This is a genomic window from Streptomyces sp. NPDC087310, assembly GCF_044744405.1.
Classification (GTDB): domain Bacteria; phylum Actinomycetota; class Actinomycetes; order Streptomycetales; family Streptomycetaceae; genus Streptomyces.
Genome location: NZ_JBIUYF010000004.1, coordinates 349,420 through 374,803, shown reverse-complemented (window position 1 = coordinate 374,803; position 25,384 = coordinate 349,420). Strand labels below are relative to the sequence as shown.

The window sequence follows — 25,384 nt, the reverse complement described above, 5'->3', positions numbered from 1 at the left end:
TCCCACGGTGCACCACGCCACTGACAATCGGCCGTCTGCGCAGGTCAGAGCCGATCTGCCCGCCGCCACGACCGGAGTTGGCCGACGGCGGCGGGGGGGGTGCCGGGCGCCGGGCGGGAGCGCCCCGGCGCCGGGCGGGGGTCACCCCGCGATCGGGGAGACCGCGACGCAGCCGCCGGCCGCGGCCTTGCCCGCGTCCGTCTCCTCCTTGATGACCTCGCCCTTGTAAAGGATCTTGCAGGTGACCTCGGCCTCGGCGCCCAGCGCGACCGGCATGACGGCGGGCGGCATGATGCCGCGGAGCGTCACCGTCTTCTTCCAGGGCAGCGTGGGCTTCTCGACCGTCTCGATCTTCGGCTCCATGGCCTCGCCCCCGCCGCCGTGGAAGTCGATCGTGTCGATGTTCTTGCCCGTGACCTCGTAGGTGACCTCGTACGTCTCGTTGACGGCCTTGTCGACCTCGTCGGTCACGGCCTTGTCGACCCGCTCCGTGGCCTCGGAGCAGGCGCCGAGGCCCAGCGCGAGGCCGGTGACGGCGAGGGTCGAGACGGCGGCGCGGACGGTACGGCCGGTGCGGGTGAGGCGTGAGGTGCGGGCGATGCGGTTCATTGGTGATTCCCCCGGGATGTGGCACAGAAACTGCCCGAGTATAGCAAGGGCAACGCACGGTCACATGCCGTGGGAACGGTCGAATTCGCAGGTCAGGGCGATTGTCAGTGGGGCCGTCTAGCGTCGTGGGCATGAATCAGACGGGGGTGCGCTGGACGTCGGAACAGGTGCTTGCTCTGGCTCCTGACGAGGCGTCACGCAGGGCGGGCGACAAGCTGGGCACGGCGGGGCCGTGGTCGGACACGGGGTGCGACGCCGCGGGCGCCGTGTGGGGGCTGTGCAAGGGCAGCGGCAGCAAGCCGTACCGGACGGTGGTGGACACGACGGGCCCGGCCTGCAACTGCTCCTGCCCGAGCCGGAAGTTCCCGTGCAAGCACGCGCTGGGCCTGCTGCTGCTCTGGGCGGTGGACGGAGCGACCGTGGCGCGGAGTGCCGAGGCGCCGCCCGGCTGGGCCGGGGAATGGCTCGACGCGCGCCGGACGCGGCAGGCGGAGAAGACGGCCCCACCGGCGAGGACCGCCGACCCGGAGGCCGCCCGGCGCAGGGCGGAGCGGCGGGCCGCGCGGATCACCTCGGGGGCCACGGAGTTGGAGCAGCGGCTGACGGATCTGCTGCGCGGTGGCCTCGCGGCGGCCGAGCAGTCGGGTTACGGGCTGTGGGAGGAGACGGCGGCGCGGATGGTCGACGCACAGGCGCCGGGGCTGGCGGGCCGGGTGCGGGAGTTGGGGGCGATACCGGGCTCGGGTCCCGGCTGGCCGGTGCGGCTGCTGGAGGAGTCCGCGCTGCTGCATCTGCTGAACACGGCGTGGCTCGGGCTCGACCGGCTGCCCGAACCGCTGGCGACGACGGTCCGTACCCGCGTCGGCCTCCCCTCGCCCGCCGGAGGACCACCGGTCCGGGACCACTGGCTGGTCCTGGCGCAGTACGACGCGTCGGACGGCAAACTCGTCACCCGCCGGATCCGGTTGTACGGACGGGACTCGGGGCGCTCGGCGCTGCTGCTCTCCTTCGGCGCGGCCGGCCGCGCGCCGGAACTGGCGCTGCCGGTGGGGACGATGATCGACGCCGAGATCGTTCCGCATCCGGGCGCCGGGCAGCTCCGGGCGGACTGGGGCGAGCGGTTCGGCGCCCCGGTCCTCGTCGGGGAACCGCCGCCGGGCGGTTCCGTGGCGGCGGCGATCGAGGCGTACGGGGCGGCGCTGCGCGTCGATCCCTGGCTGGAGGCGTGTCCGGTGACGCTGCGCGATGTCATACCCGTCCCCGGGGCGGGCGGCGGCTGGCAACTGGCCGACGCCGACGGCGGATCCGCGCTGCCGGTCGCGCCCGTCTCCCTCGGGCACCCCGGGCTGTGGAGGCTGGCCGCGCTCTCCGGCGGCGGCCCGGTCACGGTCTTCGGCGAGTGCGGCCACCGCGGCTTCCGGCCGCTCACGGCCTGGTCGGCGGAGATACCGGGGACGGTTCCGCTCACCTGAAGGTGTCCACGCCCCGGAGGCCCGACGCGACGTACGGACGGAGTATCCCGATGACCAAGACGCCCGACACGCCCCGCACACCGCCCACGACCCGCACCCCAACGGCAACGACAACCCCAACGGCAACGGCAACGACGACAACGGCGCCCTGGGAGTCCTCCTGGGAAGGGCTCGTCACCTCGGCGCTGCTCGGCACCGACCGCCGTATGCCGCCCGCGGAGGCCCTGGCCCCCGGCAAGGACGCCCCGGTCGCCCTGCTGGACGCCGCCGCGCTGCACACCGTACGGCGTAGGGCGGGGCTGCTGCCCGCGACCGCCGCCGCGCCCCCGCCCCGCGCGCCCCACGACGGCCGCGCGCGGCTGCCCACGGCGGCGGAGCGGCGCCTCATGCGGCTGCTGGCCGACCGGGCGGCGCCCACGGGCGGCGGGGGCCGTCGCGGTACGGCGCCCGACCTCACGGAGCTGCTGCCGCAGTGGCTCGCCGCGGCCAACGCGCACGGTTACGCCGTGCCCGCGCCGCTGCTGCCCGCGCTGCTGGACGCGGCCCGCGCGCGGACCGATCTGCGGCCGCAGGCCCTGGCGTTCGCCGGGCCGCGTGCGCTCTGGCTCGCCCGGCTCAATCCGGAGTGGAAGTTCGCGCTGCGCGGGGCGTCCGGCGGCGCCGTACTGCCCGCCGCACAGGACCCGGAGGCGATGCGGCGGCTCTGGGAGGAGGGCCTGTTCGCCGAGCGGATCGCGCTGCTCTCCGCCGTACGGGCCAGGGACGCGGAGACGGCGCGCGCGCTGCTCGCCTCGACCTGGCCGACCGAGCGCGCCGAGGACCGGCTGATGTTCCTCGACTCCCTGCGTGACGGGCTGACCGAGGCGGACGAGCCCTTCCTGGAACAGGCGTTGTCGGACCGCAGCCGCACTGTGCGCTCCACCGCGGCCGAGCTGCTCTCCGCGCTCCCCGGTTCCGCGCTCGCGGGCCGAATGGCGTCCCGCGCGGCCACCTGCGTCGGCATGGACCGTACGGGCGGCGGACAGGTCATCACGGTCGAGGCGCCCCACGAATGTGACGCGGACATGCAGCACGACGGAGTGGTCCCCGCGCCGCCCGGCGGCCGGGGCGAACGGTCCTGGTGGCTGGGTCAGTTGGTGGAGGCGGCCCCGCTGTCGGGGTGGCCGGCCAGGCTCGGCGGCCGGACCCCCGAGGAGATCGTCGCCCTGCCCGTCCTGGACGGCTGGGCGGACGAACTGCACGCCGCGTGGTGCCGGGCGGCCGTACGGCAGGGGGACGCGCGCTGGTCGGCCGCGCTGCTGGGGTCACCCACCGCCCCGCCCGACGCCGGCCCCGGCACGACATCGCTCGCCGAGCGCGCGAAGCTGCTCGCCACCCTGCCCGAGGCCGAACGGGCCGACTGGGTGGCCGCGTTCATCGCCGCGCACGGCCTGCCGGAGGCGTTCCAGTTGCTCGGGGGCTGCGCGGTGCCCTGGTCGGGCGCGCTCGGCCGGTCGGTCGTGGACGCGCTCGACATCGCGAGGGACGCGGGCAGCTACCCCTGGAGCTTCAGCGGCGTCATGGGCCTCGCGGAACGCTGCCTGGACCCGGCGGAGGTGAGCAGGCTGGAACTGCTCACGGCGACCCCCGACGAACCGGAAGGCGCCTCACCGGGCGCGGGCGGCTACTGGTCGGAGGCGTTCCAGCGCCTGGTGTCCACCCTGCGTCTGCGCGCCCTGATGCTCGCCGAACTGGAACCCGTACAAGGGCCCACCCAGCCGGTGCCGGCGAAGGAAGCGATACGGGAGCCGATACGCGACCACGAGGCGCTGGAGGTGTAGGGCCCCGTCACGCGCCCGCGGGCTGGCGGACATTGTCCTTGACCCAGGTGACGATCGACGTCGTCGTCGCCCCCGGGGTGAAGATCTCCGCGACGCCCTTCTCCTTCAGCGGGGCGATGTCCGCGTCCGGGATGATGCCGCCGCCGAAGACCTTGATGTCCGCCGCGTCCCGCTCCTTCAGCAGGTCGATCACCTTCGCGAAGAGCGTGTTGTGGGCGCCGGAGAGGATGGACAGGCCGATCGCGTCGGCGTCCTCCTGGATCGCGGTGTCCACGATCTGCTCGGGCGTCTGGTGGAGCCCGGTGTAGATGACCTCCATCCCCGCGTCGCGCAGGGCCCGGGCGATCACCTTGGCCCCCCGGTCGTGCCCGTCGAGCCCCGGCTTGGCGACCACCACACGGATCGGACCTGTCACACCCATCGCTGCCTCCACATACCGACTGCGCCGTCATTGGCACGGGCCCCGCGCCCGCCAAGGCTCGGAGTAGTGAACGAACGTTATCCACAGCATCCCGCAACCAGCCGTTTCGCGGAGGCCGCCGAGGGGGAAATCACACATGGGACATGTTCGCTTTGCGCCGTTCCGTCACCACCCGGCCCACCCGACCGGGCAGGAACGGGCGCAAGGGGAGCCGCGGACGGAGCCGTCTCGACCCGGCGGCTCCCGGCATGTCGCCGTGGCGCCCCATGAGGGCATACGGGGGACAGAGCCGCCTCCCGTATGCCGTTCGGAGGTCGGCCAATGAAGGTCACGCCGTTCGCGCCGTTCGCACCCCTCCTGACGCCCTTTCTGCGCCAACTGAGCCGCGTACGCCCGGCGAATCCGGCCGCCGCACCCCTGCGCCTCACCGCACCCCTGCGCCTCACCGCCCCGCTGCGTGCGGGCGCGCTCGACCTGGCCATCTTCACCGGGCATCTCTTCCTCTATCCGGCCGGAATCGTCCAGGAGCGCCGCGCCGCCCCCCTGCCGCCCGAGGCGTCCCCGCTGCCCACCGAGGGCCGCTCCCACCCGCCGGTCGTCCTGCTGCACGGCTTCGTGGACAACCGGTCCGTCTTCGTCCTGCTGCGCCGCTCCCTGGCCCGGCACGGCTGGCAGCATCTCGTCTCGCTCAACTACTCGCCGCTGACCTGCGACATCCGTACGGCCGCCGAGCTGCTGGACCGCCACATCGAGGAGATCTGCGCCCGCACCGGCCACCGGCGGGTCGATGTCGTCGGGCACAGCCTGGGCGGCCTGATCGCCCGGTACTACGTACAGCGCATGGGCGGTGACAGCCGGGTACGTACGCTGATCACGCTGGGCACGCCCCACGAGGGCACGACGGCCGTACCGCTCGCCGACGCCCATCCCGTCGTACGGCAGATGCGCCCCGGATCGCCGGTCATCGAGGAGTTGCGGCAGCCCGCGCCCGGCTGCCGGACGCGGTTCGTGAGCTTCTGGAGCGATGCCGACCCCCTGATGGCGCCGGTCGCCACGGCCAGAATCGAACATCCGGACCTCCTCGTGGAGAACGTCCTGGTGAGCGGTGTCGGTCATCTCGCCCTGCCGATTCATCCGGGGGTGGCCGCCGGGATCCGGCACGCGCTCGAAGAAGCCGCGCCCATGGGCGGTTCCGGTGAAGGTTCCGTGCCGACACCCCCGGCCGAGGGGTCCGGATCCGCCTCCGTCGCCTGATCCGGACCGCCTCGCCCCACCCTCGCACTCGAACGTATTTCGAACGTATGGCCAAGCCTGCGCCCACAGTTCGCCGAAACACGGCCGAATGCCCGTTTCCGCAAAGCACGAAACTCGCGGAAGATTGTCGCCGTCGCATACCGCCGGGTACAGTCGCGGCCACTGCTTTCCCTCTGGGGCCCTTTCCACAAAGGACCGGATTTCCCAGAGCCTGGTTCTGCTGCCGAGGCGAGAGAGAAGTTGGTGAACGACCAGCACGCCCACGCCGGGTACCCCTCTTACGACGGTTACCAGAACGGCAGCTTCGAGACAGATCCCCTCTTCGGCTCCCTGCCGGACGGTTCGGGTGGCGCGAGTGGCTACGGCGACGCTTCCGCCGCCACCGGCCAGTACGCGACCGTGCAGGTCGACCAAGTGCAGGGCGACCACCTCCAGGTGGGACACCCGCAGGCCGGGCACTCCGGCCAGTACGACAGCGGCCAGTGGGACACCGGCGCCCACCACCAGGCCACCGGGTACGACGCGTACGGCACGCAGGCGTACGACACCAGCGGCCAGTGGCCCACCGTCACCCCCGACGCCCCCGCCGACAGCGGCTATCCCCAGGACGCCACGGGCGAGTGGGGTTCGGGCGCCTGGCACCAGGTCGTCCAGCCGAACAACAGCCCTGGCGACACGGGCCAGTTCGACAACACGCCGTTCGACGGCACCCCGTACGGCGGCTACGACACGCCCGGGGCGACAGCGACGGCCACGTTCGACCCCGCACAACTCGCCGCACTCGAAACCGCACAGTTCGAAGCGGCCCAGTTCGAAGCGGCACCGTTCGCCTACGAGGCGACCGCTCAGTGGTCGGCTTCGACCTTCGACACCGGTTCGTACGACGCCACCGCCTGGAACGGATCGGGTACGGCGCACGAGGACACCTCGTACGCGTACGGCGCCCCCGGCCCCGAGCCTGAACGGGCCTTCGACGCGGAGCCCGGTTACGAGGCGGACCCCGGCTACACCGCGGAGCCGGGCTACGGCGCGGACCCGGCCTACGAGACCGAGCACGGCTACGAGACCGTGGCCACCGAGACGGACGCCGCGTCGGAGACCGGCTCCGGCCCCGGCCCCGAGGCGGAACACCGCACGGGCGCCGATGACTTCGCCCCGGAGTCCGAGAGCCCCGTGGAACCGGCCGCTCCGGACGACGACCCCGACGCGCTGCACACGGCGGCCACGATGGCCACACCCGCGGTGACGATCACCCCCCGTCCCGTCCGCCGGGCCGGCGGCGCCGGCAACGGCAGCCGAGGCCGGCGCCGTACCCCCGCCAAGCGCTCGGCCCTCCTCACCGTCGCCGTGCCCTCCGCCTGTGTGATGGGCGTCGCCGGCATCGCCGCCGCCTCCGTCGGCGGACTCACCGGCGAGGACACCAAGGACGACTCCACGACGACGGCCTCCGCCGAGGACACCGCCTCCGCCAAGCCCGTCGCCGCGGCGGCCAACAACAAGCTGGACACGCAGCTCGCCGCGCTCAGCGCCGACGCCCGCGACTTCGGCGACCGTGCCAGCCGCACGCAGGAGCGGATCGACCTCCAGGAACGGAAAGCGGAGGAGCGGAAGCGGGCCGCGCAAGAGGCGGCGCGCAAGGAGGCGGCCCGCCCCAAGTTCGCCCTCCCCGTCTCGCAGAACGGACTCAGCGCGTACTACGGCCAGGCCGGCGTCAACTGGATGTCCATGCACACCGGGATCGACTTCCCCGTGTCGTACGGCACGCCCGTCATGGCCGCGACCGACGGCACCGTACGCACGCAGTACAACAGCGCCTACGGCAACATGGCCATCGTGACCGCCGCAGACGGCACGGAGACCTGGTACTGCCACCTCAGCAGCACGAAGATCCGTTCCGGTTCGGTCAAGGCCGGTGATGTGATCGCCTACTCGGGCAACTCCGGCAACTCCACCGGACCGCACCTGCACTTCGAGGTACGGCCCGGCGGCGGCTCCGCGATCGACCCGCTGTCCTGGCTCCGCAGCCACGGCCTCGACCCGACGTAGCCTCGACCCGGCCCAGCTTCAACCCGACGTAACGGAGCGGGCGAGGGCGCGCCGACGGCCGAAGTCGTCGGCGCCGTGCCGCACCAACCCGGAACGGCCGCCGTGCCTACAACTTCTCGACCGGCGCGTACCGCAGCAGCAGCCGCTTGGGCTTGACGTCCCCGAAGTCGACCGTCGCCTGCGCGTCCGCGCCCACGCCCGTCACCTCCATGACCGTGCCGAGGCCGAACTGGTCGTGCGTGACCCGGTCCCCCACCGCCAGCGCGATCACCGGCTTGTCGCTCGCACGCCGCGTGGCGAAGCCCGAGGGACCGCCGCCCGACCGCGAGCGGGACGCGGAGGAGGAGAGCGACGAGGTGATCCCGGACGTCGGACCCGCCGGGATCTGCGCGCCGGTCCGCTTCCACTCCAGGTGGTGTCCCGGGATCTCCTCCAGGAACCGCGACGCCGGGTTGTACGAGGGCTGTCCCCAGGCGCTGCGCATCGACGACCGCGTCAGATAGAGCCGTTCGCGGGCGCGCGTGATGCCGACGTACGCGAGGCGGCGCTCCTCCTCCAGCTCCTTCGTCTGCCCGAGGGCGCGCATGTGCGGGAAGACGCCGTCCTCCATGCCCGACAGGAACACCACCGGGAATTCGAGGCCCTTGGCGGTGTGCAGCGTCATCAGGGTGATGACACCGGAGCCGTCCTCGTCCTCGTCGGGGATCTGGTCGGAGTCGGCGACGAGCGCGACCTTCTCCAGGAACTCGGCGAGGGTCGGGGTCGCGGCCGGGGCGGCGGCAGCGTCCGTACCGTCCCCGTCGCCCTCTCCCTCCGTGCCGTCGTCGTCGGCACGCGCGGCGGCCTGGCTGCGCTCCTGTTCGAACTCCAGCGCCACCGAGGCCAGTTCCTGCAAGTTCTCGATCCGCGTCTCGTCCTGCGGGTCGGTCGACGCCTGAAGCTCCGCCAGATAGCCGGTCCGTTCGAGCACGGCCTCCAGGACCGTGGCGGGCCCCGCGCCCGACTCGACGATGGTGCGCAACTCCTCCATCAGCGTGTTGAAGCGCTTGACGGCGTTGGCGGAGCGGGCCGCCATGCCGTACGCCTCGTCCACGCGCCGCAGCGCCTGCGGGAAGGTGATCTTCTCCCGGAGCGCGAGGGCGTCGATCATGGCCTCCGCGCGGTCCCCGATACCGCGCTTGGGCACATTGAGGATCCGGCGCAGCGGTACGTTGTCCTCCGGATTGGCGAGGACCCGCAGATAGGCCAGGACGTCGCGGACCTCCTTGCGCTCGTAGAAGCGCACTCCGCCGACGACCTTGTACGGCAGGCCGACCCGGATGAAGATCTCCTCGAAGACGCGGGACTGCGCGTTCGTCCGGTAGAAGACGGCGACATCGCCCGCCTTGGCCTCGCCCGCGTCCGTCAGCCGGTCGATCTCGTCGGCGACGAACTGCGCCTCGTCGTGCTCCGTGTCCGCGACGTAGCCGGTGATCTGGGCGCCGGCGCCGGCCTTGGTCCACAGGTTCTTCGGGCGGCGGCTCTCGTTGCGCTCGATGACCGCGTTGGCGGCGCTGAGGATCGTCTGGGTGGAGCGGTAGTTCTGCTCCAGCAGGATCGTCGTCGCGTCCGGGTAGTCCTCCTCGAACTGGAGGATGTTGCGGATGGTGGCGCCGCGGAAGGCGTAGATCGACTGGTCGGCGTCGCCGACGACGCACAGCTCGGCCGGGTCCTCGCCCTCGCCGGAGGGGCCCACCAGCTCGCGTACGAGGGTGTACTGCGCGTGGTTCGTGTCCTGGTACTCGTCCACCAGGACGTGCCGGAAGCGGCGCCGGTAGTGCTCGGCGACGTCGGGGAACGCCTGGAGCAGGTGGACGGTGGTCATGATGATGTCGTCGAAGTCCAGGGCATTGGCCTCGCGCAGCCGCGCCTGGTACATCCGGTACGCCTCGGCGAGCGTTTTCTCGAAGCCGTCGACGGCCTGCCCCGCGAAGGTCTCCTCGTCGATCAGCTCGTTCTTCAGATTGGAGATCTTGGCGCTGAAGGACTTCGGCGGATAGCGCTTGGGGTCGAGATCCAGATCGCGGCAGACCAGCGCCATCAGCCGCTTCGAGTCGGCGGCGTCGTAGATCGAGAACGACGAGGTGAACCCGAGCCGCTTCGACTCGCGCCGCAGGATCCGCACGCAGGCGCTGTGGAAGGTCAGCACCCACATCGCCTGGGCGCGGGGGCCGACGAGCTGCCCGACGCGCTCCTTCATCTCGCCCGCGGCCTTGTTGGTGAAGGTGATCGCCAGTATCTGGCCGGGGTGGACGCTGCGGGTGCCGAGCAGATGCGCGATCCGGTGGGTCAGCACCCGGGTCTTGCCGGATCCGGCCCCGGCGACGATGAGCAGCGGCGATCCCGTGTGCACGACGGCCGCGCTCTGCTCCTCGTTCAGCCCTTCGAGGAGCGCGGCGGGGTCGATGACCGTACGGGGAGCGCCGTCGCGGTGGTACGGATCCCGGGCCGGGGGCACGTCGTAAGCGCCCTGGAACAGGTCGTCGGGCACCTGCTCCGGGGCGTGCTCGTCCTGGTCCTCGGGCGGCGGGGGGTGCTCGTCACCGGAGGGCTGGAGGTCGGCCAGGAAACTGTCGTCAAAGAGGCTGCTCATCGCTTAACGAGTCTAGGCCGCCGCACTGACAGTCGGCGCCGGACCGGGAAAGCCGGCCGGGGAAGTCGGCCCGGTGAGCCGTACCGGCGCGCCGGACGGTCCCGACTCACATACGCAGCGTAACGCTATACCCCGCATTGGGGCTCCTTGCACTCCACACGAGGAAATGGTCACAGAAATGTATCGGGCATATCGGCCATCCACCTTCACATCAGCGCCACATCTTGGCTAGCGTGCTCGATCAGGCAGCCCGTACCTCTGACGGCGATCCGCGCCGAGCGGGCGGCCCACGCCGAATCCGGGCTTTCCGCAAGGAAGTTCGGAACCGGGGACCCACTCTGCACGACCGGGGTGAATCGGGCCGTACGTTCGCCGTACGTTCAAGGCCCGTAGGGCAGCCTTCCGTTCCGCCCGAACCCGACAGCTAACCCGGTAGGCGGTCCACGGAAGGAGATGCCGAACTTGGCGTCGCATCGCAAGTCGCGCAGCCGTAGCGGAGAACACGTCAGCTCCCCCGCGGTCGGAGTGACGACGGCCGCCATCGCCTCGGTCACGCTGCTGTCGACGCAAAGCGCGGACGCCGCGCCCGCGGAACCCAAACCGTCCGTCGAAGAGGTGCAGAAGAAGGTCGACGCCCTGTACCGCCAGGCCGGTGGGGAGACGCAGACCTTCACCAAGGCCACCAAGGCGAAGGAGACGACGGCCAAGCAGAAGCGCGCGGTCGACCGGGTCATCGACGGCGTCGCCAGGAGCATCGACGGTGTCGCCAAGAGTGCGGACAAGCTGAACGAGGCCCGCCGTACGCTCGGTTCCTCCGTGGCCGCGCAGTCCAGGGAAGGCGCGGGCACCCCCGCGGCCGCCGTGCTGTTCGCGGACACCCCGCAGGCGCGCGTCGCGCCGGAGGGGACGACGGACCGGCTGACCGGCCGTCAGCAGGGCGCCGTCACCGCCTACCCGGCGCGGCCGACCGAGCCGCCGAAGGTACCGGGCCCGGCGGTCACGCGCCCGGAGTCGCCGGACGAGTCGCCGGAGTACCTGCGGACCAGTAAGGAGAGCATCCAGAGGAAGCTCGCCGAGGCCCGCTCGCTGCTGGCGCGGCTCACCGCTGAGGAGCAGGCGCGGCTGGCCGCCCTGGAGCGCAAGAGGGAAGAAGAGACCCGGCGCGCGGCGGAGGCGCAGGCCAAGGCGGAGGCCCGCGACAAGGCGGAGGCCGAAGCGGAGGCGGAGCGCCGGCGCGAGGCGGAACAGACTCAGGCCCAGGCCCGTCCCCGGTCGCACGCCCGGCCCTCGTCGGCCGACACGGACGCGGGCGCGAACACGATCGCGAACACGATCGCGGGCACGGACGCGGGCACGGCCGTCGGCACCGGTGCGGAGGCCGGGACGGGCGGCGACACCGCCGGTACGTACGCGGCCAAGGCGGCGAAGGTGCTCACCTTCGCCGACGCCCAGATCGGCAAGCCGTACGTCTGGGGCGCCTCGGGGCCGAGTTCGTACGACTCCTCGGGCCTGACCCAGGCGGCGTGGCGGGCGGCGGGCGTCGAACTGCCGCGCTCCACCGGCGAGCAGGTGAACGCCGGCACGCGCGTCGTCACCGATGACCTGCTCCCCGGCGACCTGGTCTTCTTCTACGACGACGCCAGCCACGCCGGCATCTACATCGGCGACGGCATGATGGTCCACGCGCCCAAGCCGGGCGCGAACGTGCGCGAGGAATCGATCTACTACATGCCGATCTACGGCAGCGTCCGCCCTGCGTGACCCTCTAGTGGCCCTCTGAGCCCGCCGGCCCTCCAGCCCGCTATAACCGGCCGGTGGCCTTCAGTGGTCCTCAGGGGCCCCTGGGCCCCCGTGAGGCGGCCGTCTCCGGCCCCGGCTTTCCGTGTCACCGGCGTCACCGGTGGTGTCCGCGCCTCGGCGCTCACCGCCGGTCGTCAGGTCCGCGCGGGAAGCCGGGGGTCAGGTCCAGAGCGTGGCGATGAGGATGTTGGCCACGGTCAGCCCGCCCACCGCGCCGAACAGCGGCTTCTCGGCGGCCTCGTCGTCCCGCTTCACGTACACGATGCCCAGGATCACGACCAGGACGGCCAGCTTGACGCCGATCTTGATGTTGTTGAGCGGCTGGTCGTCGGCCTGGTTGAGGCCCACCAGCACCATCCCCGTGATCAGCATCGTCAGCGCGCCGTGCAGCATCGGTGGGGTGAAGCGCGCCGCGCCGGCGCTCATCGCCTTCGTCTGGGTCAGAAAACCGCCGAGCAGGGCGGCTATGCCGATGATGTGCAGGGCGACGAAGACATTGATGAGTACGTCCATGCCGGGAGCGTAGCCGGGCCCTTATCACCCCGGTTCGGTGAGGTGCGGCTTACTTCCGCGATCGGTCGGGACCGTCCGGAAGGGCGCACTCCGTACAGACGATCGTGATCACGAAACGCCCCGGAACCTTCACCTCCCGCCAATACCCGCCATGCCGAGGCCATGTCGTGACCTGCGCCCTAACCTCTCGCGTACGGCCCCCTCCCCGGGCCGTACCGCGCGGCCGTACCGCACGGAATCGACGGAACCGAAGGAAACGGACCCCGCCCCCGTGGCAGCGCACCGGAACCACCGAAAACCCAGACAGCGCCCGTTCTCCCGGCAGGCCGGCCGCACCGCTGCGACGCTCGCGCTCGCCGGTGCGGCGACCGCCACAGCGGCGGGACCCGCGCACACCGAGCCCCGGCTCACCCCCGCGCAGATCAAGGCCGAGGTCGACGTGTTGTACACGCAGGCGGAGACCGCCACCGAGCAGTACAACGGCGCGAAGGCCAAGGCCGACGAGGCCCGCGCCTCGCTCGACGCGCTGCGCGACGAGGCCACGCGCAGGACGGACCGGCTCAACACCTCGCGCGGCGAACTCGGCTCGATCGCCACCGCGCAGTACCGCAGCGGCGGCCTCGACCCCGCCGTGCAGCTCGCCCTCAGCTCCCGGCCCGAGGACTACCTGGAGCGGGCCGGTCTCGCCGAGCGGGCGGGCAGTCGGCAGGCCGCCGCCGTCTCCGGGATCCGCAGGGATCTGTCGCGGATCGCCGGACTGCGCTCCCGGGCGGACACCCAGCTCGCTGATCTCACGGCCCGCCGAGCCGAGCTGGCCCGGCACAAGTCCACCATCCAGGGGAAGATCGCCTCCGCCCGGCGGCTCCTGGACGGGCTCACCGCCGAGCAGCGCGGCCAGTACCAGGGGCAGGACGGCGGGTACGCGGAGCGCGCGGACCGGGGGACGCCACGCGGTGCGGTACGGGCGCCGAACGCGCGGGCCGAGGCCGCCGTCGCCTTCGCGTACGGGGCGATCGGCAAGCCGTACGTCTGGGGCGCGACCGGCCCCGGCTCCTTCGACTGCTCGGGGCTGACGCAGGCCGCCTGGCGCGCCGCCGGGGTTGCCCTGCCCCGTACCACCTACACGCAGGTCAACACGGGCCGGCGCGTGGCGCGCTCCGAACTGGCCCCCGGTGACCTGGTGTTCTTCTACTCCGGCATCAGCCATGTCGGGATCTATGTGGGCGGCGGGCAGATGATCCACGCGCCACGGCCGGGTACGGCGGTCCGGCTCGCGTCGGTCGACGAGATGCCGTTCACGGGCGCCGCGCGCCCCGCCTGACGCCCCGGGGTGCCCTGGCGTCGCACCCCGGTCTCCGGACCGCTGTCTCCGACGGCCCATGCCGGGGTGCCCCGTCCCCTTCTCCGGTTCACGATGAGCAGCAGTAGGCCATCGGCCGGTAAAAGTGGACAGGAAAGGGGCGGTCGTGAGCCGAGCCACCGCTGTCAGTGCGACGTTCCTCGTCGTCGGCGCGCTGTTCGTCCTGGCGCCCGTGGGCGTCACCCCGAAGGGCTGCGGGGATCTGTCCGGCGGCCGGCTCTGCGTCGAGGGGCCGATCGGCGGCGCGGGCCCGTTCACCACCCGGTACGTGCGTACCGGGGTCGGGCCCGAGATCCCCGTACGCCTCGGGTACCAGCGCAAGGACGCCCGGATCACGGCCTTCCCCGGCTGGTTCGGCACCCGGCTCACCCGGCACGGCCGCGCCGAGCTGACCGGCGTCATCGACACCCGCCCCGGTGAGTGCATCCGCGGCGTACTGGACCATCAGGGGCGGCTGTACGTCACCCGCTGGCACTGCTCGTGAGCTGCGGGCGGGCGGGCCGGGCGGTCTGGGGCCGACGGCCTGTCAGACCAGTCGGCGGGCCGTCGCCCAGCGGGTCAGTTCGTGCCGGTTGGAGAGCTGGAGCTTGCGCAGGACCGCCGAGACATGGGACTCCACGGTCTTCACCGAGATGAAGAGCTGCTTGGCGATCTCCTTGTAGGCGTACCCGCGCGCGATGAGCCGGAGCACCTCGCGCTCGCGCTGGGTGAGCCGGTCCATGTCCTCGTCCACCGGGGGCGCGTCCGTCGACGCGAAGGCGTCCAGGACGAAGCCGGCCAGCCGGGGCGAGAAGACCGCGTCGCCCTCCTGGACCCGGAAGATCGAGTTGACCAGGTCCGTGCCGGTGATCGTCTTGGTGACATAGCCGCGGGCGCCGCCCCGGATCACGCCGATGACATCCTCGGCCGCGTCCGAGACCGACAGGGCCAGGAAGCGCACCGGATTCTCGGACGCCGCCATCATGGGGGCGCTGCGGCGCAGCACCTCGACCCCGCCGCCGCCCGGCAGATGGACGTCGAGCAGGACGACCTCGGGGCGGGTCGCGGTGATCACGGTGACCGCCTGGTCGACGTCGGCCGCCTCGCCGACGACCTCGACGCCCGTCTCCTCCGTACGGCCGATCTCGGCCTGGACGCCCGTACGGAACATCCGGTGGTCGTCGACGAGCACGACGCGGACGCGGCGGCCGTCCCCCGCCGGGTCACCGCTCGCCGCGGGAGTGGATTCGGCGTGTACGCCCTCGCTCATGGTCTGTGCCCCTCGCCCTTGTCGCTCCGTCGCCGTCTGCGCGGCTCTCGTACCGTACGGTCCCCTCCCGGCGACCGGTCCATCCGCGGTCAGTCGACGCGCTCCATCTCCAGCTCGACCTCCGTGCCGCCGTCGGGCACCGCGCGCAGCCGGGCCGTGCCTCCGTTGCGCTGCATGCGGCCGATGATCGACTCGCGGACGCCCATCCGGTCGTCCGGCACGGCGTCCAGGTCGAACCCGGGGCCGCGGTCGCGTACGGAGAGGAAGACCGTACGCCCGTCGACCTCCGCGAACACCTGCACGGCGCCGCCCTCGCCACCGTACTTGGCGGCGTTGACCATCGCCTCGCGCGCGGCCTGCATCTGTGCGGACAGCTTCTCGTCGAGCGGGCAGTCGCCGACGACCACGACTTCGATCGGCACTCCGTGGTAGTCCTCCACCTCGGCCGCCGTCCGCTTCACCGCGTCGGCGAGCGTGGTGGGCTCGTCCTCCTCGTCCTTGCCCGTGCCCTCCGGCTTGTAGAGCCAGGCGCGCAGCTCGCGCTCCTGGGCGCGGGCGAGCCTGCGGACCTCGCCCCCGTCGTCCGCGTTGCGCTGGATGAGGGTCAGGGTGTGGAGGACGGAGTCGTGGACATGTGCGGCGACCTCGGCACGCTCCTGCGCACGGATCCGCATCAGGCGTTCCTCGGAGAGGTCCTGGGTCATCCGGACGAGCCAGGGCCCGGCGAGCAGCGCGACCCCGGCGACGACGGCGATCGCGCCCGTCAGCACACTGCCGAACTGGGCCGCCGCGCCGCGGACCACCATGAAGACGGCGAGGCCGAGGCCGACCAGGGCGACGCCGGAGAGGCCGCGGGCGAGCTGGAGTATGCGGCGGCGGCGGCCGACCTCGGTCCAGCGGGCGCGGCGCGCGTTGTCCGCCTGCCGCCAGACGAGGACGACGCCGATGCCGATCAGCAGCATCGGCCATATGTAGCGGTCGGCGTGGCTACGGCCCAGGCTGACGTTGCCGATGAAGGTGGCCGCGCTGACGACCAGGGCGAGCAGGGCGAAGACCTGTCCCTTGTCGGGCTTGCGCAGCCGGCGTCTGCCGTCCGGGCCGGTCTCGAAGAAGGGGCGCGACTCGACGGCTCTGCCGCCGACGCCGAGCGGGACGACGATCCAGAACACGGCGTAGAGCACGGCGCCCAGGCCCTGCGAGAAGAAGAAGATGAGGAAGACGAGCCGCACCCAGGCCACCGGCAGTCCGAGATGGCCGGCGAGTCCGCGCGCGACGCCGCCGAGCATCCGGCCGTCCGCGCTGCGGTACAGCTTGCGCGGCGGCAGCTCCTCGGGCCCTGGGGCGCGGGAGTGCGGCGACGCGACGGTGCGAGGCGGTGCGGCTGGCATGCACCGATGGTCACACGGCGGGGTGTGGCAGGGCATCAGGGTCGTACCCCTGACGCGACCCTGATCCGACCCGAGGGGCCCTGGGGGGCCAATATCAGGGTCAGACCGGGGTCGTCGCCGCTGGAGACCGGGCTCGCGCACCGTCACCATGGACGTATGACCCAGCCGCCGACTCCGCCGCCGTCCTCGCCGACCGCGCCGTCCGCCGCGTCGCCCCCGCCGTCGGGCGCGACCGCGGTCACGGGCGCGCCCGTACAACTGCAGCGCAGCCCCCGGCAGAAGCTCTTCGCGGGCGTGTGCGGCGGGCTCGGGCGGTACTGCGACGTCGACCCGGTCATCTTCCGGATCGTGCTCGGTGTGCTCGCGGCCGCCGGCGGGCTCGGGCTGATCTTCTACGGCTTCGCCTGGCTGCTGATCCCGCTGGAGGGCGAGGAGGAGAACGAGGCGCGCAGGCTGCTGTCGGGGCGGGTGGACGGCGCGTCGCTGATCGCCGTGCTGCTCGCGCTGGCGGGGTGCGGGCTGTTCCTGTCGATGCTGGGCGACGGGGACACGCTGAGCTTCGCCGGGATGCTGTCGATCACGGTCGCGGGGGCGGCGGTCTGGTCCCAGCGCCGCCGCGGCACGCTGCCGGACGGCGGGCCGCTCGATCCGGTGACGGCGCATGTGGTGGCGGATGCTCCGCCGGAGACGAAGGCGCCCCCGCCGACGTCCGGCGCCCCGTCCTGGTGGCGGGACCCGATCGTGAAGGACGGCACCACGGGACCGGTGGGCACGGACTACCTGTGGGGCCCGGAGGGCTCGCCTGTGGAGGCGCGGCCCTGGAGCTGGCACAAGGGCGGGAAGGGCGGAGCGGACGGCAGGGACCGGGCCGCGTCGCGTATACGGGAGCCCCGCCCGCGGGGCCCGCGCGGGATCGCCGGGGTGGTCTTCCTGTTGGCGCTGCTGGCGGGCGGGCTCGGTACGGGGCTGTCCTGGGAGAGCCACCCGCTGAGTACGAGCCTGGAGATCGGGCTGGCCGCCGCGCTCGCGGTGTTCGGTCTGGGGATCGCGGCCAGCAGCTTCCTGGGCCGTACGGGGGTCGGCACCATCTTCCTGACGGTGGTCACGGCCGGGCTGCTCGCCGGGAGCGCCGCCCTGCCGAAGAACATCACGACGGAGTTCGCGCGCCAGGAGTGGATACCGGCGTCGGTGGCCGACGTACGGCCGCACTACGAGTTGGGGTCGGGCACCGGCGTTCTCGATCTGAGCGGGCTGTCCGTTCCGGAGGGGCGGACGGTCAGTTCGTCGGCCGAGGTGGGCGCGGGGCAGCTCAAGGTCGTCGTACCGAAGGGAGTGACGGTGAAGGTGACGGCGAAGACCGGTCTCGGGGACATCCGGCTTCCCGGCGAGCCACCGAACGACGTGGACATCTCGCCGGACCAGTCGCGGGGGCTCACCCTGGCTCCGGCCGCGGGCAGCGCCCCGGCGGGGACGCTGCGGTTGAGTCTTGAGGTCGGGCTCGGACAGGTGGAGGTGACCCGTGCTGCTTCATGAGTTCCGGCCGGGCCGGTTGATCGTGGGGCTGACGGCGCTGGCGGTGTCCGCCGCGTACGTGGGCGACGCGGCGGACGCCGGGTCGACCCCGTGGTTCGTGGCGTTCCCCATGTTGTTCTGCGGGTTGTTCCTGGCGGCCGTGGTGACCTGGTGCCACTACCGCATACGGCGCCGGCGGTCGGTGAGGAGGGCGTCCAAGGAGAACGAGGGCGCCCCGGCGAGCACGAGCGGCAGCCAGGCCATGAGATAGGGGAGGTCGTTGCCGTAGTAGTACGGCGTGGCCTGCCAGCTCACGGTGAGCCAGAGGCTGAGCGAGATCAGGGCGCCGCCGAGTGCGGCGATCCGGGTGAGGAGGCCGAACAGGGCGCCGAGGCCGACGGCGAGTTCGCCGAGGGCGATGGCGTATCCGAAGCCGGCGGGGCTCTTGAGGGCCAGGTCGACGAGGGCGGGTATCGCGGAGCTGTCGCGGACGCTCCGCATCATCTCGCCGACGGAGCCGGTGCCGGTGGCCGCGAAGAAGCCGCCCTGGGTCAGTTTGTCGACGCCCGCGTAGATGAAGGTGACGCCGAGGAAGATCCTCAGGGGCAGGAGTGCGTGGCGCGCGGCGTTCTCACGCCGGCCGAGGCGCTCGCCGCCGAGCCCTCCGTAGCCGCCCATCCGGTAGCCGTGTGTCATCGCCGGGTCCGCCTCTCCCTGTCCCGCACCACTGCCGCGAGGGCTGCTGCCCCCGCGTGCCCTGTCCCTGCATACGCAGTGAACACATCCGGCGCTCAGTGAACCAGCCGTTCGGCCGGGCGGGACGGGCCTCCTCGGAAAAGACGTGAAAACTCTTCATCAGAACAGGAGCAACAATCGGCCGGATTCGCTCAGTCCATGACTTCAATGATCACGCGACTGGTTTCGATCCCCGCCGCGGTGACGACCTGGACCTCGACGGCCCCGGGCTCCACCTCCACCGGTACGGACACGGTGAGTGAGGTGTCCGCCGGGTTGGCGAACCCTCCGGGGACGGGCACCAGCGGCACATGGACATGGACCGCGCCGATCCGGACGACCATCCGGGCCAGCCGGTCCGGGGTGCCTGCGCCGGGCGGGACGAATCCGGCGCCGCGGATCTCGATGTCGTCGCCGGTCCGGATGGGGGCATCGAGATCGCCCGCCTCCCTGGCCCGTACGACGGAGAGCACGACGGGGCGCCCGCCCTCCGCGTACTTCCCGGCGAAGTAGGTGGCGGCGGAGACACCGACGAGCAGAGCCAGCGCCCAGGGCAGATCGGGCAGTTGCTCGGGGCGCCGGGCGAGCCGTACGGCGGCGAAGACGACGGCGACGGCGTTCACCAGCGTGTACTGGATATCGGTGAAGCTGCCGCGCCCGGCGTCGTCGCAGAGCAGATCGGCGAGCCGGGGCCGGTCGGCGCGTACCTTCTGCAGCCGCTGGCCCAGGACCCGTACGGACACCACACGGCGGACGACGACGGCGATGGCGCACACGACGGCGAGCACGGTGACGAGGCCGGCGCCCCGGGCCAGTTCGAGCCCGGCGATCAGTTCGTCGCGGTGGTCGGGACCGGAGGCGCCCGCGAGCTGGAGGGCGAGGAAGAGCACGGCGAAGACGACGAGCAGCACCCAGGCGGAGGCGACGGTCCGCGAGGTCGAGAGCCGGTTGTCCTCGCCGATCAGCGGTGCGAGCAGCCCGCCGCGGGCGCGGTGCAGCCACGCGGACGCGGTCAGCAGTCCCGCGCAGACGAGGGCGGAGATCAGCCCGGCCGTCCGCGCCAGGGTCCAGCCGGCACCGATCGCGGTCACCGTCTGGGCCAGCAGGAGCAGCACGACGCAGCCCCAGGCGCCGAACAGCGTGTGCCGCCAGACGGTGTGCAGCCAGGCGTCCCCCGCCTCGCGGCTGCGGTCCGCCACGGCGCGGGCGGACTGGGTGAGTTCGTCGGAGACCCACTGGCGGGAGGCGCCCACGGAGTGCGCGACGGCGGCGGGCAGCCCCTGCCCGGCGGCCAGTTCGTCGCGCTTCGCCAGAAACGCGGCCACGGCCCGCCGGTGCCCTTCCCGAGCCCCGTGCGGACAGTCCCCACACGCACAGCCACCGCCGTGCGCGCCCTGCCGCACCTCTTGCACCGCCACGCCGATTGCCGCCTTCCCCGCCCCGAGTCCCGCCTCAGTGAACTTCCTTGCACCGCAGGGAAATTGTCCCGTACGAAGGGAGGGATACGCAGAGTTTGCCGGGTCGGTGAGGGTGACAACATCGTTACGGTGTTGACCCGCGAGGCTCAGTCCTCGACGGAGCGACGCCTGTTGATCGCGGTCAGGTCGATCGTGATCGGGAACGACAACGCCGCCACCCAAACGAATGAGCGACGGCATCGGCGTTGACCTGCGGGAGTTCCTGATCGGGATCAGAAGACTCGGTCAGAGGACCCGACCCGGAGACCCGACCCGGAGACCTGACCCGGAGACCTGACCCGGAGACCTGATCAGGGGACCTGGGGGATCACTCCCATTCGATGGTGCCCGGGGGCTTGCTCGTCACGTCGAGGACGACGCGGTTGACGTCCCGGACCTCGTTGGTGATGCGGGTGGAGATCTTCGCCAGTACGTCGTACGGCATCCGCGTCCAGTCCGCGGTCATCGCGTCCTCCGAGGAGACCGGCCGCAGCACGATCGGGTGGCCGTAGGTCCGGCCGTCGCCCTGGACGCCCACGGAGCGTACGTCGGCGAGAAGGACCACCGGGCACTGCCAGATGTCGCGGTCCAGGCCCGCCGCCGTCAGCTCCTCGCGGGCGATCGCGTCCGCGTCGCGCAGCAGGTCGAGGCGGTCGCGCGTGACCTCGCCGACGATACGGATGCCCAGGCCGGGGCCCGGGAACGGCTGGCGCTGGACGATCTCGTCCGGCAGGCCGAGCTGCTGGCCGACCATCCGGACCTCGTCCTTGAACAGCTTGCGCAGCGGCTCGATGAGCTGGAACTCGATGTCGTCGGGGAGCCCGCCGACATTGTGGTGCGACTTGATGTTGGCGGTGCCGGTGCCGCCGCCGGACTCCACGACGTCCGGGTAGAGCGTGCCCTGCACGAGGAACGCGACGTCCTCGCCCTCCGCGCCCGCCTCCGCGACGATCTCCGCCTGGGCCTGCTCGAAGACCCGGATGAACTCCCGGCCGATGATCTTCCGCTTCTGCTCGGGGTCGGAGACCCCGGCCAGCGCCGTGAGGAAGCGCTCCTCGGCGTCGACCACCTGGAGCTGTACGCCCGTCGCGGCGACGAAGTCCTTCTCGACCTGCTCGGTCTCGCCCTTGCGCATCAGGCCGTGGTCGACGTACACGCAGGTGAGCTGCGACCCGATGGCCTTCTGCACCAGCGCGGCGGCCACGGCCGAGTCCACGCCGCCGGACAGCCCGCAGATGGCGCGCTTGGTGCCGACCTGCTCACGGATGAGCGCGACCTGCTCGTCCACCACGTTGGCGGTGGTCCAGTTCGGCTCGATGCCGGCGCCCCGGTAGAGGAAGTGCTCCAGGACCTGCTGTCCGTACGTGGAGTGCATCACCTCGGGGTGGTGCTGCACCCCGTACAGCTTCTTCTCGTCGTTCTCGAACGCGGCGACCGGTACGACGTCCGTGGACGCGGTGACGGTGAACCCCTCGGGCGCGGCCGAGCAGGCGTCGCCGTGCGACATCCAGACGGACTGCTCGGCGGGGGTGCCCGCGAAGAGCGTGGAGTCGGTCCGGGAGACGCTCAGGGCGGTACGGCCGTACTCACGCGCGCCCGTGTTGTCGACGGTCCCGCCGAGCGTGGTCGCCATGAGCTGGAAGCCGTAGCACATGCCGAAGACGGGGACACCGGCCTCGAAGAGCGCGCGGTCGACGCTCGGCGCGTTCTCCGCGTACACGGAGGACGGGCCTCCGGAGAGGATGATCGCCTTGGGGTTCCTGGCCAGCATCTCGGCCACGGGCATCGTGGACGGGACGATCTCGCTGTAGACCCGGGCCTCGCGGACGCGGCGGGCGATGAGCTGGGCGTACTGCGCGCCGAAGTCGACGACGAGTACGACGTCGGGGGCGGCGGGGGGTGCTGCTGGCACGGGGCGGCCTTCCGGCGGAGGTGTGACGAGAGCTCGATGCTGTTCTCCCGATTCTAACGGGGGGCGGTGAGGGGTCGGGGACGGATCGCCCCCGGGCCGATGACAGGCACACCCAGGGCACACCCGGCCTGCCCCTCACCCGGCCCGTCCCCTCACCCGGCCTCGTCTCACCATCCGGCCCCGCTTTGCCGTCCGCCGGGGCACCGGGTCCATACTGTGCGCATGCGGAAGCAGCTCACCTTCGTCTTTACCTATGGCACCGGCCCGTCCGGCTGCCATGGTCGTGCTGCTTGAGCTGACAAGCGACTTCCCAGGCGCCCCGGGCCGACAAGGCCCGGGGCGCCTGTCGCGTTCGGGGCCGTACGGCTCAGGGCCCCCGAACCGACAAGGACCCCGTCATGACCTCCGACACGACCACCACCGCCCCTGACGCAACCACCGCCCCGGACACGACCGCCGCCCACGAGAACACCGGTGCCCGCACCACCGAGGCCGCCTCGCTCATCGGCGGCGCACGCGAACGTATCGACGCGCTGGACGACCGCATCATCGGCCTCGTCCAGGAACGGATGGCGATCTCGGCCGTGATCCAGGACGCCCGGATCACCTCAGGGGGCCGCCGCGTCAATCTCTCCCGGGAGATGGAGATCCTCGCCCGCTACCGGGACGCCCTCGGCAAACCGGGCACGGCGCTGGCGATGACGCTGCTGGAACTGAGCCGCGGCCGCGTCTGACCGCCTCCCCTCCGGCCGGCGCCCGGGTGCGTATCTGCGTTCGGGCACCGCTCTCACCCGTACGGCGCGTGACCGCCCCCGGCGCCCTTCGTTGGGCCGTACGGGCACGCAGCGCACTTCATCGCAATCGGGAGAAGGACCGCGTGGCTCCGCCGGGGCGTGCGACGTGTGTACGTCGTGGGACCTCGTCCCGGCGCCCGTGACCGGAGGGCAGGGGACAGCCACCCGGTCGCCAGAGGAACGGCCGGTTCCGGGGACGCCCGGAGCCGGCCGTCGTGCGTCGGGCCGCCGGGCATCGGAACGCCGCGTACAGCGCACAGAGCGTGACGCAGACCACTTAAGGATTCTGTGAAGATCGCTGCAACCATTCCCCCGGGTCACAGGTCTTGCATGCGAAACCACCGGCCTCACCCGTGCCCCCAGATCATGGGGGAGGGCGCTGAAGCCGGAGAGGGCGCTGCACTCGGAGGGGGGTGCAGCGCCTTTCTGTGTTCGCGGCGGCCCGAGCTCAGGAATTCCTTCTGCGCGGGACCGTCGGCATCCCCAGGAACGGCAGCTTCAGCTCGCCGAACGCGCCCTCCGGAACCACCGGTGACCGCGGCTCCACGGGCGCGAGCCGTACGTACGCCGTCCCCTCGCTCCCCTCTGCTCCCTCAGCGACCTGGTCCGGGCGCGGGTCACGCTCGCCCTTGTTCGGCCAGAAGGACATGGCGCGCTCCGCCTGCGCCGTGATCGTCAGCGACGGGTTCACCCCCAGGTTGGCCGAGACCGCCGAGCCGTCGACCACCGAGATCCCGGGGTGTCCGTACAGCCGGTGGTACGGGTCGATCACGCCTTCCCGTGCCGATGCCCCGATGACACATCCGCCCAGGAAGTGCGCGGTCAGCGGTGTGCCCATCAGCTCGCCCACGTTGCTGCCCGCGAAGCCGTTGATCTCCTCGGCCACGAGGGTCGCGGCACGCGTCGCCTCGGGTATCTGCTTCGGGTTGGGGGCGCCGTGGCCCTGGCGGGCGGTGAGCAGTCCTTTGCCCACCCCGCCGGGCTTGCGGTACGTGGTGAGGGAGTTGTCCAGCGACTGCATGACCAGTCCGATGATCGTCCGTTCCGACCATTTGCGGTACCAGAGCGACCGGAGCAGCAGCACCGGATGGCGCGCGGCGTGCCCGAGCCAGCCCCGTACCCGGTGGTCGCCGTACGGCACCTGGAGCACGCAGAGCGCGCCCATCGCGTTGGAGCCCTTCCCGTACCGCACGGGCTCGATGTGGGTGGTGGCGTTCGGGTGGATGGAGGACGTGATGGCGACGCCCCGGGTGAAGTCCGCCTTCGGCGCGCCGTGGCGTGCGCGGTAGCGCCGGTCCAGGGTCTGCGCGCCCACCAGCGCCTCGGAGTTGGTACGGGTCAGCTCCCCCAGCCGGGGTGAGAGGCGCGGCAGCAGGCCCCGGTCGCGCATCGTGTGCAGGAGGGTCTGGGTGCCGTACGTACCGGCCGCGATCACGACGTGACGGGCCCGGAGCACTTTCCCGGGTCCGCCGGTACTTCCTTTTGTACGGCTTGTGCTGCCTTTACTGCTTGTACGGCCCTTGCGCCGTTGGTCCGTCGGCACGGTGGTGACGCGGAGACCGTGCCCCTCGTCCTCCGTGACAGCGGTCACCGAGGTCATGGGGTGGATGATCGCTCCGGCCCGCTCCGCCAGGTGCAGGTAGTTCTCGGTGAGGGTGTTCTTCGCGCCGTGCCGGCAGCCCGTCATGCACTCGCCGCACTCGGTGCAGGCGCGCCGCGCCGGTCCCGCGCCGCCGAAGTACGGGTCGTCCACCGTCGCCCCGGGCCGGGCCGCGACCGTATCGGCACCGCCTTCGGCGTCCTTGCCGTCACCGAAGAAGACGCCGACCGGGGCGAGGTGGAAGCTGTCGCCCACGCCCATCGCCTCGGCCGCCGCCTTGAGGTGGACGTCCGAGGGGGTCGTCGTCGGATTGAGCCGTACGCCGAGCATGCGCCGCGCCTGGTCGTAGTACGGCTTCAGCTCCTGCTCCCAGTCGGTGATGGCCGACCACTGCGGGTCCTCGAAGAAGGCGGCGGGCGGCACGTAGAGCGTGTTGGCGTAGTTGAGCGAGCCGCCGCCGACCCCGGCGCCCGCCAGCACCATCACGTTGCCGAGCAGATGGACGCGCTGGATGCCGTACAGGCCGAGGGCCGGGGCCCAGAGGTAGTTCCTGATGTCCCAGGAGTTCTTGGGGAGCGTCTCACGGGTGAAACGGCGGCCGGCCTCCAGGACGCCGACCCGGTACCCCTTCTCGGTCAGCCGCAGCGCGGAGACCGAGCCGCCGAAACCGGAGCCGACCACGATCACGTCGTAGTCGTACGCGTCGTCATACGCGTCGTAGTCATGCGCGTTGCCGTCGTGCGCGTTGCCGTACGCGTCGTGGTCGTCCGTCTGTGACATCGGCTCTCCTCGTTGAGAACTCCCGCGTCC

19 protein-coding genes and 1 riboswitch are annotated in these 25,384 nt (G+C 72.0%); of the genes, 9 read left to right on the top strand and 10 right to left on the bottom strand.

What is annotated here, in order from left to right; genetic code table 11:
- Positions 1–141: 141 nt before the first annotated feature.
- Positions 142–609: an MmpS family transport accessory protein gene (locus ACIO3P_RS16835; protein ID WP_329828737.1), complete on the bottom strand. Its 468-nt coding sequence runs from the start codon at positions 607–609 to the stop codon at positions 142–144.
- 131 nt (positions 610–740) lie between these two features.
- Between ACIO3P_RS16835 and ACIO3P_RS16830 the strand changes: the two genes are divergently transcribed.
- The gene (locus ACIO3P_RS16830) at positions 741–2,081 is read left to right on the top strand and encodes an SWIM zinc finger family protein (RefSeq protein ID WP_329828736.1); all 1,341 of its coding nucleotides are present in this window, start codon (positions 741–743) and stop codon (positions 2,079–2,081) included.
- Between the two features lie 50 nt (positions 2,082–2,131).
- On the top strand, positions 2,132–3,901 hold the full coding sequence (locus ACIO3P_RS16825; protein WP_401854590.1) for a DUF5691 domain-containing protein: 1,770 nt from the start codon (positions 2,132–2,134) through the stop codon (positions 3,899–3,901).
- A gap of 7 nt (positions 3,902–3,908) precedes the next feature.
- Here ACIO3P_RS16825 and ACIO3P_RS16820 read toward each other — a convergent pair whose 3' ends face one another.
- Positions 3,909–4,322, bottom strand: a complete 414-nt coding sequence (locus ACIO3P_RS16820) for a cobalamin B12-binding domain-containing protein (protein WP_329828733.1) — start codon at positions 4,320–4,322, stop codon at positions 3,909–3,911.
- Positions 4,323–4,643: 321 nt separating this feature from the next.
- On the opposite strand from ACIO3P_RS16820, the gene ACIO3P_RS16815 reads away from it, so the two are divergent.
- A complete protein-coding gene (locus ACIO3P_RS16815; RefSeq protein WP_401854591.1) occupies positions 4,644–5,576 on the top strand; it encodes an esterase/lipase family protein in 933 nt (310 codons plus the stop codon).
- 243 nt (positions 5,577–5,819) lie between these two features.
- Positions 5,820–7,622, top strand: a complete 1,803-nt coding sequence (locus ACIO3P_RS16810; protein WP_401854594.1) for a peptidoglycan DD-metalloendopeptidase family protein — start codon at positions 5,820–5,822, stop codon at positions 7,620–7,622.
- Between the two features lie 106 nt (positions 7,623–7,728).
- On the opposite strand, the gene pcrA is transcribed toward ACIO3P_RS16810, so the two are convergent.
- Complete coding sequence (gene pcrA, locus ACIO3P_RS16805; RefSeq protein ID WP_401854596.1) at positions 7,729–10,254, bottom strand: DNA helicase PcrA; 2,526 nt, start codon at positions 10,252–10,254, stop codon at positions 7,729–7,731.
- A 280-nt stretch (positions 10,255–10,534) separates the two neighbouring features.
- A riboswitch (cyclic di-AMP (ydaO/yuaA leader) is annotated at positions 10,535–10,709 on the top strand.
- Here pcrA and ACIO3P_RS16800 point away from each other — a divergent pair.
- Positions 10,708–12,015, top strand: coding sequence for a C40 family peptidase (locus ACIO3P_RS16800; RefSeq protein ID WP_401854597.1), 1,308 nt, complete (start codon positions 10,708–10,710; stop codon positions 12,013–12,015). Its footprint overlaps the riboswitch before it by 2 nt.
- 198 nt (positions 12,016–12,213) lie before the next feature.
- Here the strand turns inward: ACIO3P_RS16800 and ACIO3P_RS16795 are convergent, their stop codons facing one another.
- The gene (locus ACIO3P_RS16795; protein ID WP_329828726.1) at positions 12,214–12,567 is read right to left on the bottom strand and encodes a hypothetical protein; all 354 of its coding nucleotides are present in this window, start codon (positions 12,565–12,567) and stop codon (positions 12,214–12,216) included.
- Between the two features lie 271 nt (positions 12,568–12,838).
- Here ACIO3P_RS16795 and ACIO3P_RS16790 point away from each other — a divergent pair, with 271 nt between their 5' ends.
- Entirely contained in the window at positions 12,839–13,888 is a 1,050-nt protein-coding gene (locus ACIO3P_RS16790; RefSeq protein ID WP_401854599.1) for an NlpC/P60 family protein, read from the top strand.
- A gap of 145 nt (positions 13,889–14,033) precedes the next feature.
- On the top strand, positions 14,034–14,411 hold the full coding sequence (locus ACIO3P_RS16785) for a hypothetical protein (protein ID WP_401854602.1): 378 nt from the start codon (positions 14,034–14,036) through the stop codon (positions 14,409–14,411).
- A gap of 42 nt (positions 14,412–14,453) precedes the next feature.
- On the opposite strand, the gene ACIO3P_RS16780 is transcribed toward ACIO3P_RS16785, so the two are convergent.
- Together ACIO3P_RS16780 and ACIO3P_RS16775 are read right to left on the bottom strand one after the other, a co-directional pair.
- On the bottom strand, positions 14,454–15,176 hold the full coding sequence (locus tag ACIO3P_RS16780; RefSeq protein WP_329828722.1) for a response regulator transcription factor: 723 nt from the start codon (positions 15,174–15,176) through the stop codon (positions 14,454–14,456).
- A gap of 89 nt (positions 15,177–15,265) precedes the next feature.
- Entirely contained in the window at positions 15,266–16,564 is a 1,299-nt protein-coding gene (locus ACIO3P_RS16775) for a PspC domain-containing protein (RefSeq protein WP_401854605.1), read from the bottom strand.
- Positions 16,565–16,720: 156 nt separating this feature from the next.
- On the opposite strand from ACIO3P_RS16775, the gene ACIO3P_RS16770 reads away from it, so the two are divergent.
- Positions 16,721–18,097 (top strand): PspC domain-containing protein, encoded by a 1,377-nt coding sequence (locus ACIO3P_RS16770; protein ID WP_401854607.1) that lies wholly within the window; start codon positions 16,721–16,723, stop codon positions 18,095–18,097.
- A 156-nt stretch (positions 18,098–18,253) separates the two neighbouring features.
- Here ACIO3P_RS16770 and ACIO3P_RS16765 read toward each other — a convergent pair whose 3' ends face one another.
- From ACIO3P_RS16765 to guaA, 3 genes are all read right to left on the bottom strand, one after another.
- Positions 18,254–18,772 (bottom strand): DoxX family protein, encoded by a 519-nt coding sequence (locus tag ACIO3P_RS16765; protein ID WP_329828719.1) that lies wholly within the window; start codon positions 18,770–18,772, stop codon positions 18,254–18,256.
- A gap of 191 nt (positions 18,773–18,963) precedes the next feature.
- Positions 18,964–20,229: a hypothetical protein gene (locus tag ACIO3P_RS16760; protein WP_401854609.1), complete on the bottom strand. Its 1,266-nt coding sequence runs from the start codon at positions 20,227–20,229 to the stop codon at positions 18,964–18,966.
- Positions 20,230–20,596: 367 nt separating this feature from the next.
- Entirely contained in the window at positions 20,597–22,180 is a 1,584-nt protein-coding gene (gene guaA / locus ACIO3P_RS16755) for a glutamine-hydrolyzing GMP synthase (RefSeq protein WP_401854612.1), read from the bottom strand.
- 398 nt (positions 22,181–22,578) lie between these two features.
- Between guaA and ACIO3P_RS16750 the strand changes: the two genes are divergently transcribed.
- Complete coding sequence (locus ACIO3P_RS16750; RefSeq protein ID WP_401854614.1) at positions 22,579–22,914, top strand: chorismate mutase; 336 nt, start codon at positions 22,579–22,581, stop codon at positions 22,912–22,914.
- A 508-nt stretch (positions 22,915–23,422) separates the two neighbouring features.
- On the opposite strand, the gene ACIO3P_RS16745 is transcribed toward ACIO3P_RS16750, so the two are convergent.
- A complete protein-coding gene (locus tag ACIO3P_RS16745; RefSeq protein WP_401854616.1) occupies positions 23,423–25,354 on the bottom strand; it encodes a GMC oxidoreductase in 1,932 nt (643 codons plus the stop codon).
- Between the last annotated feature and the right edge of the window lie 30 nt (positions 25,355–25,384).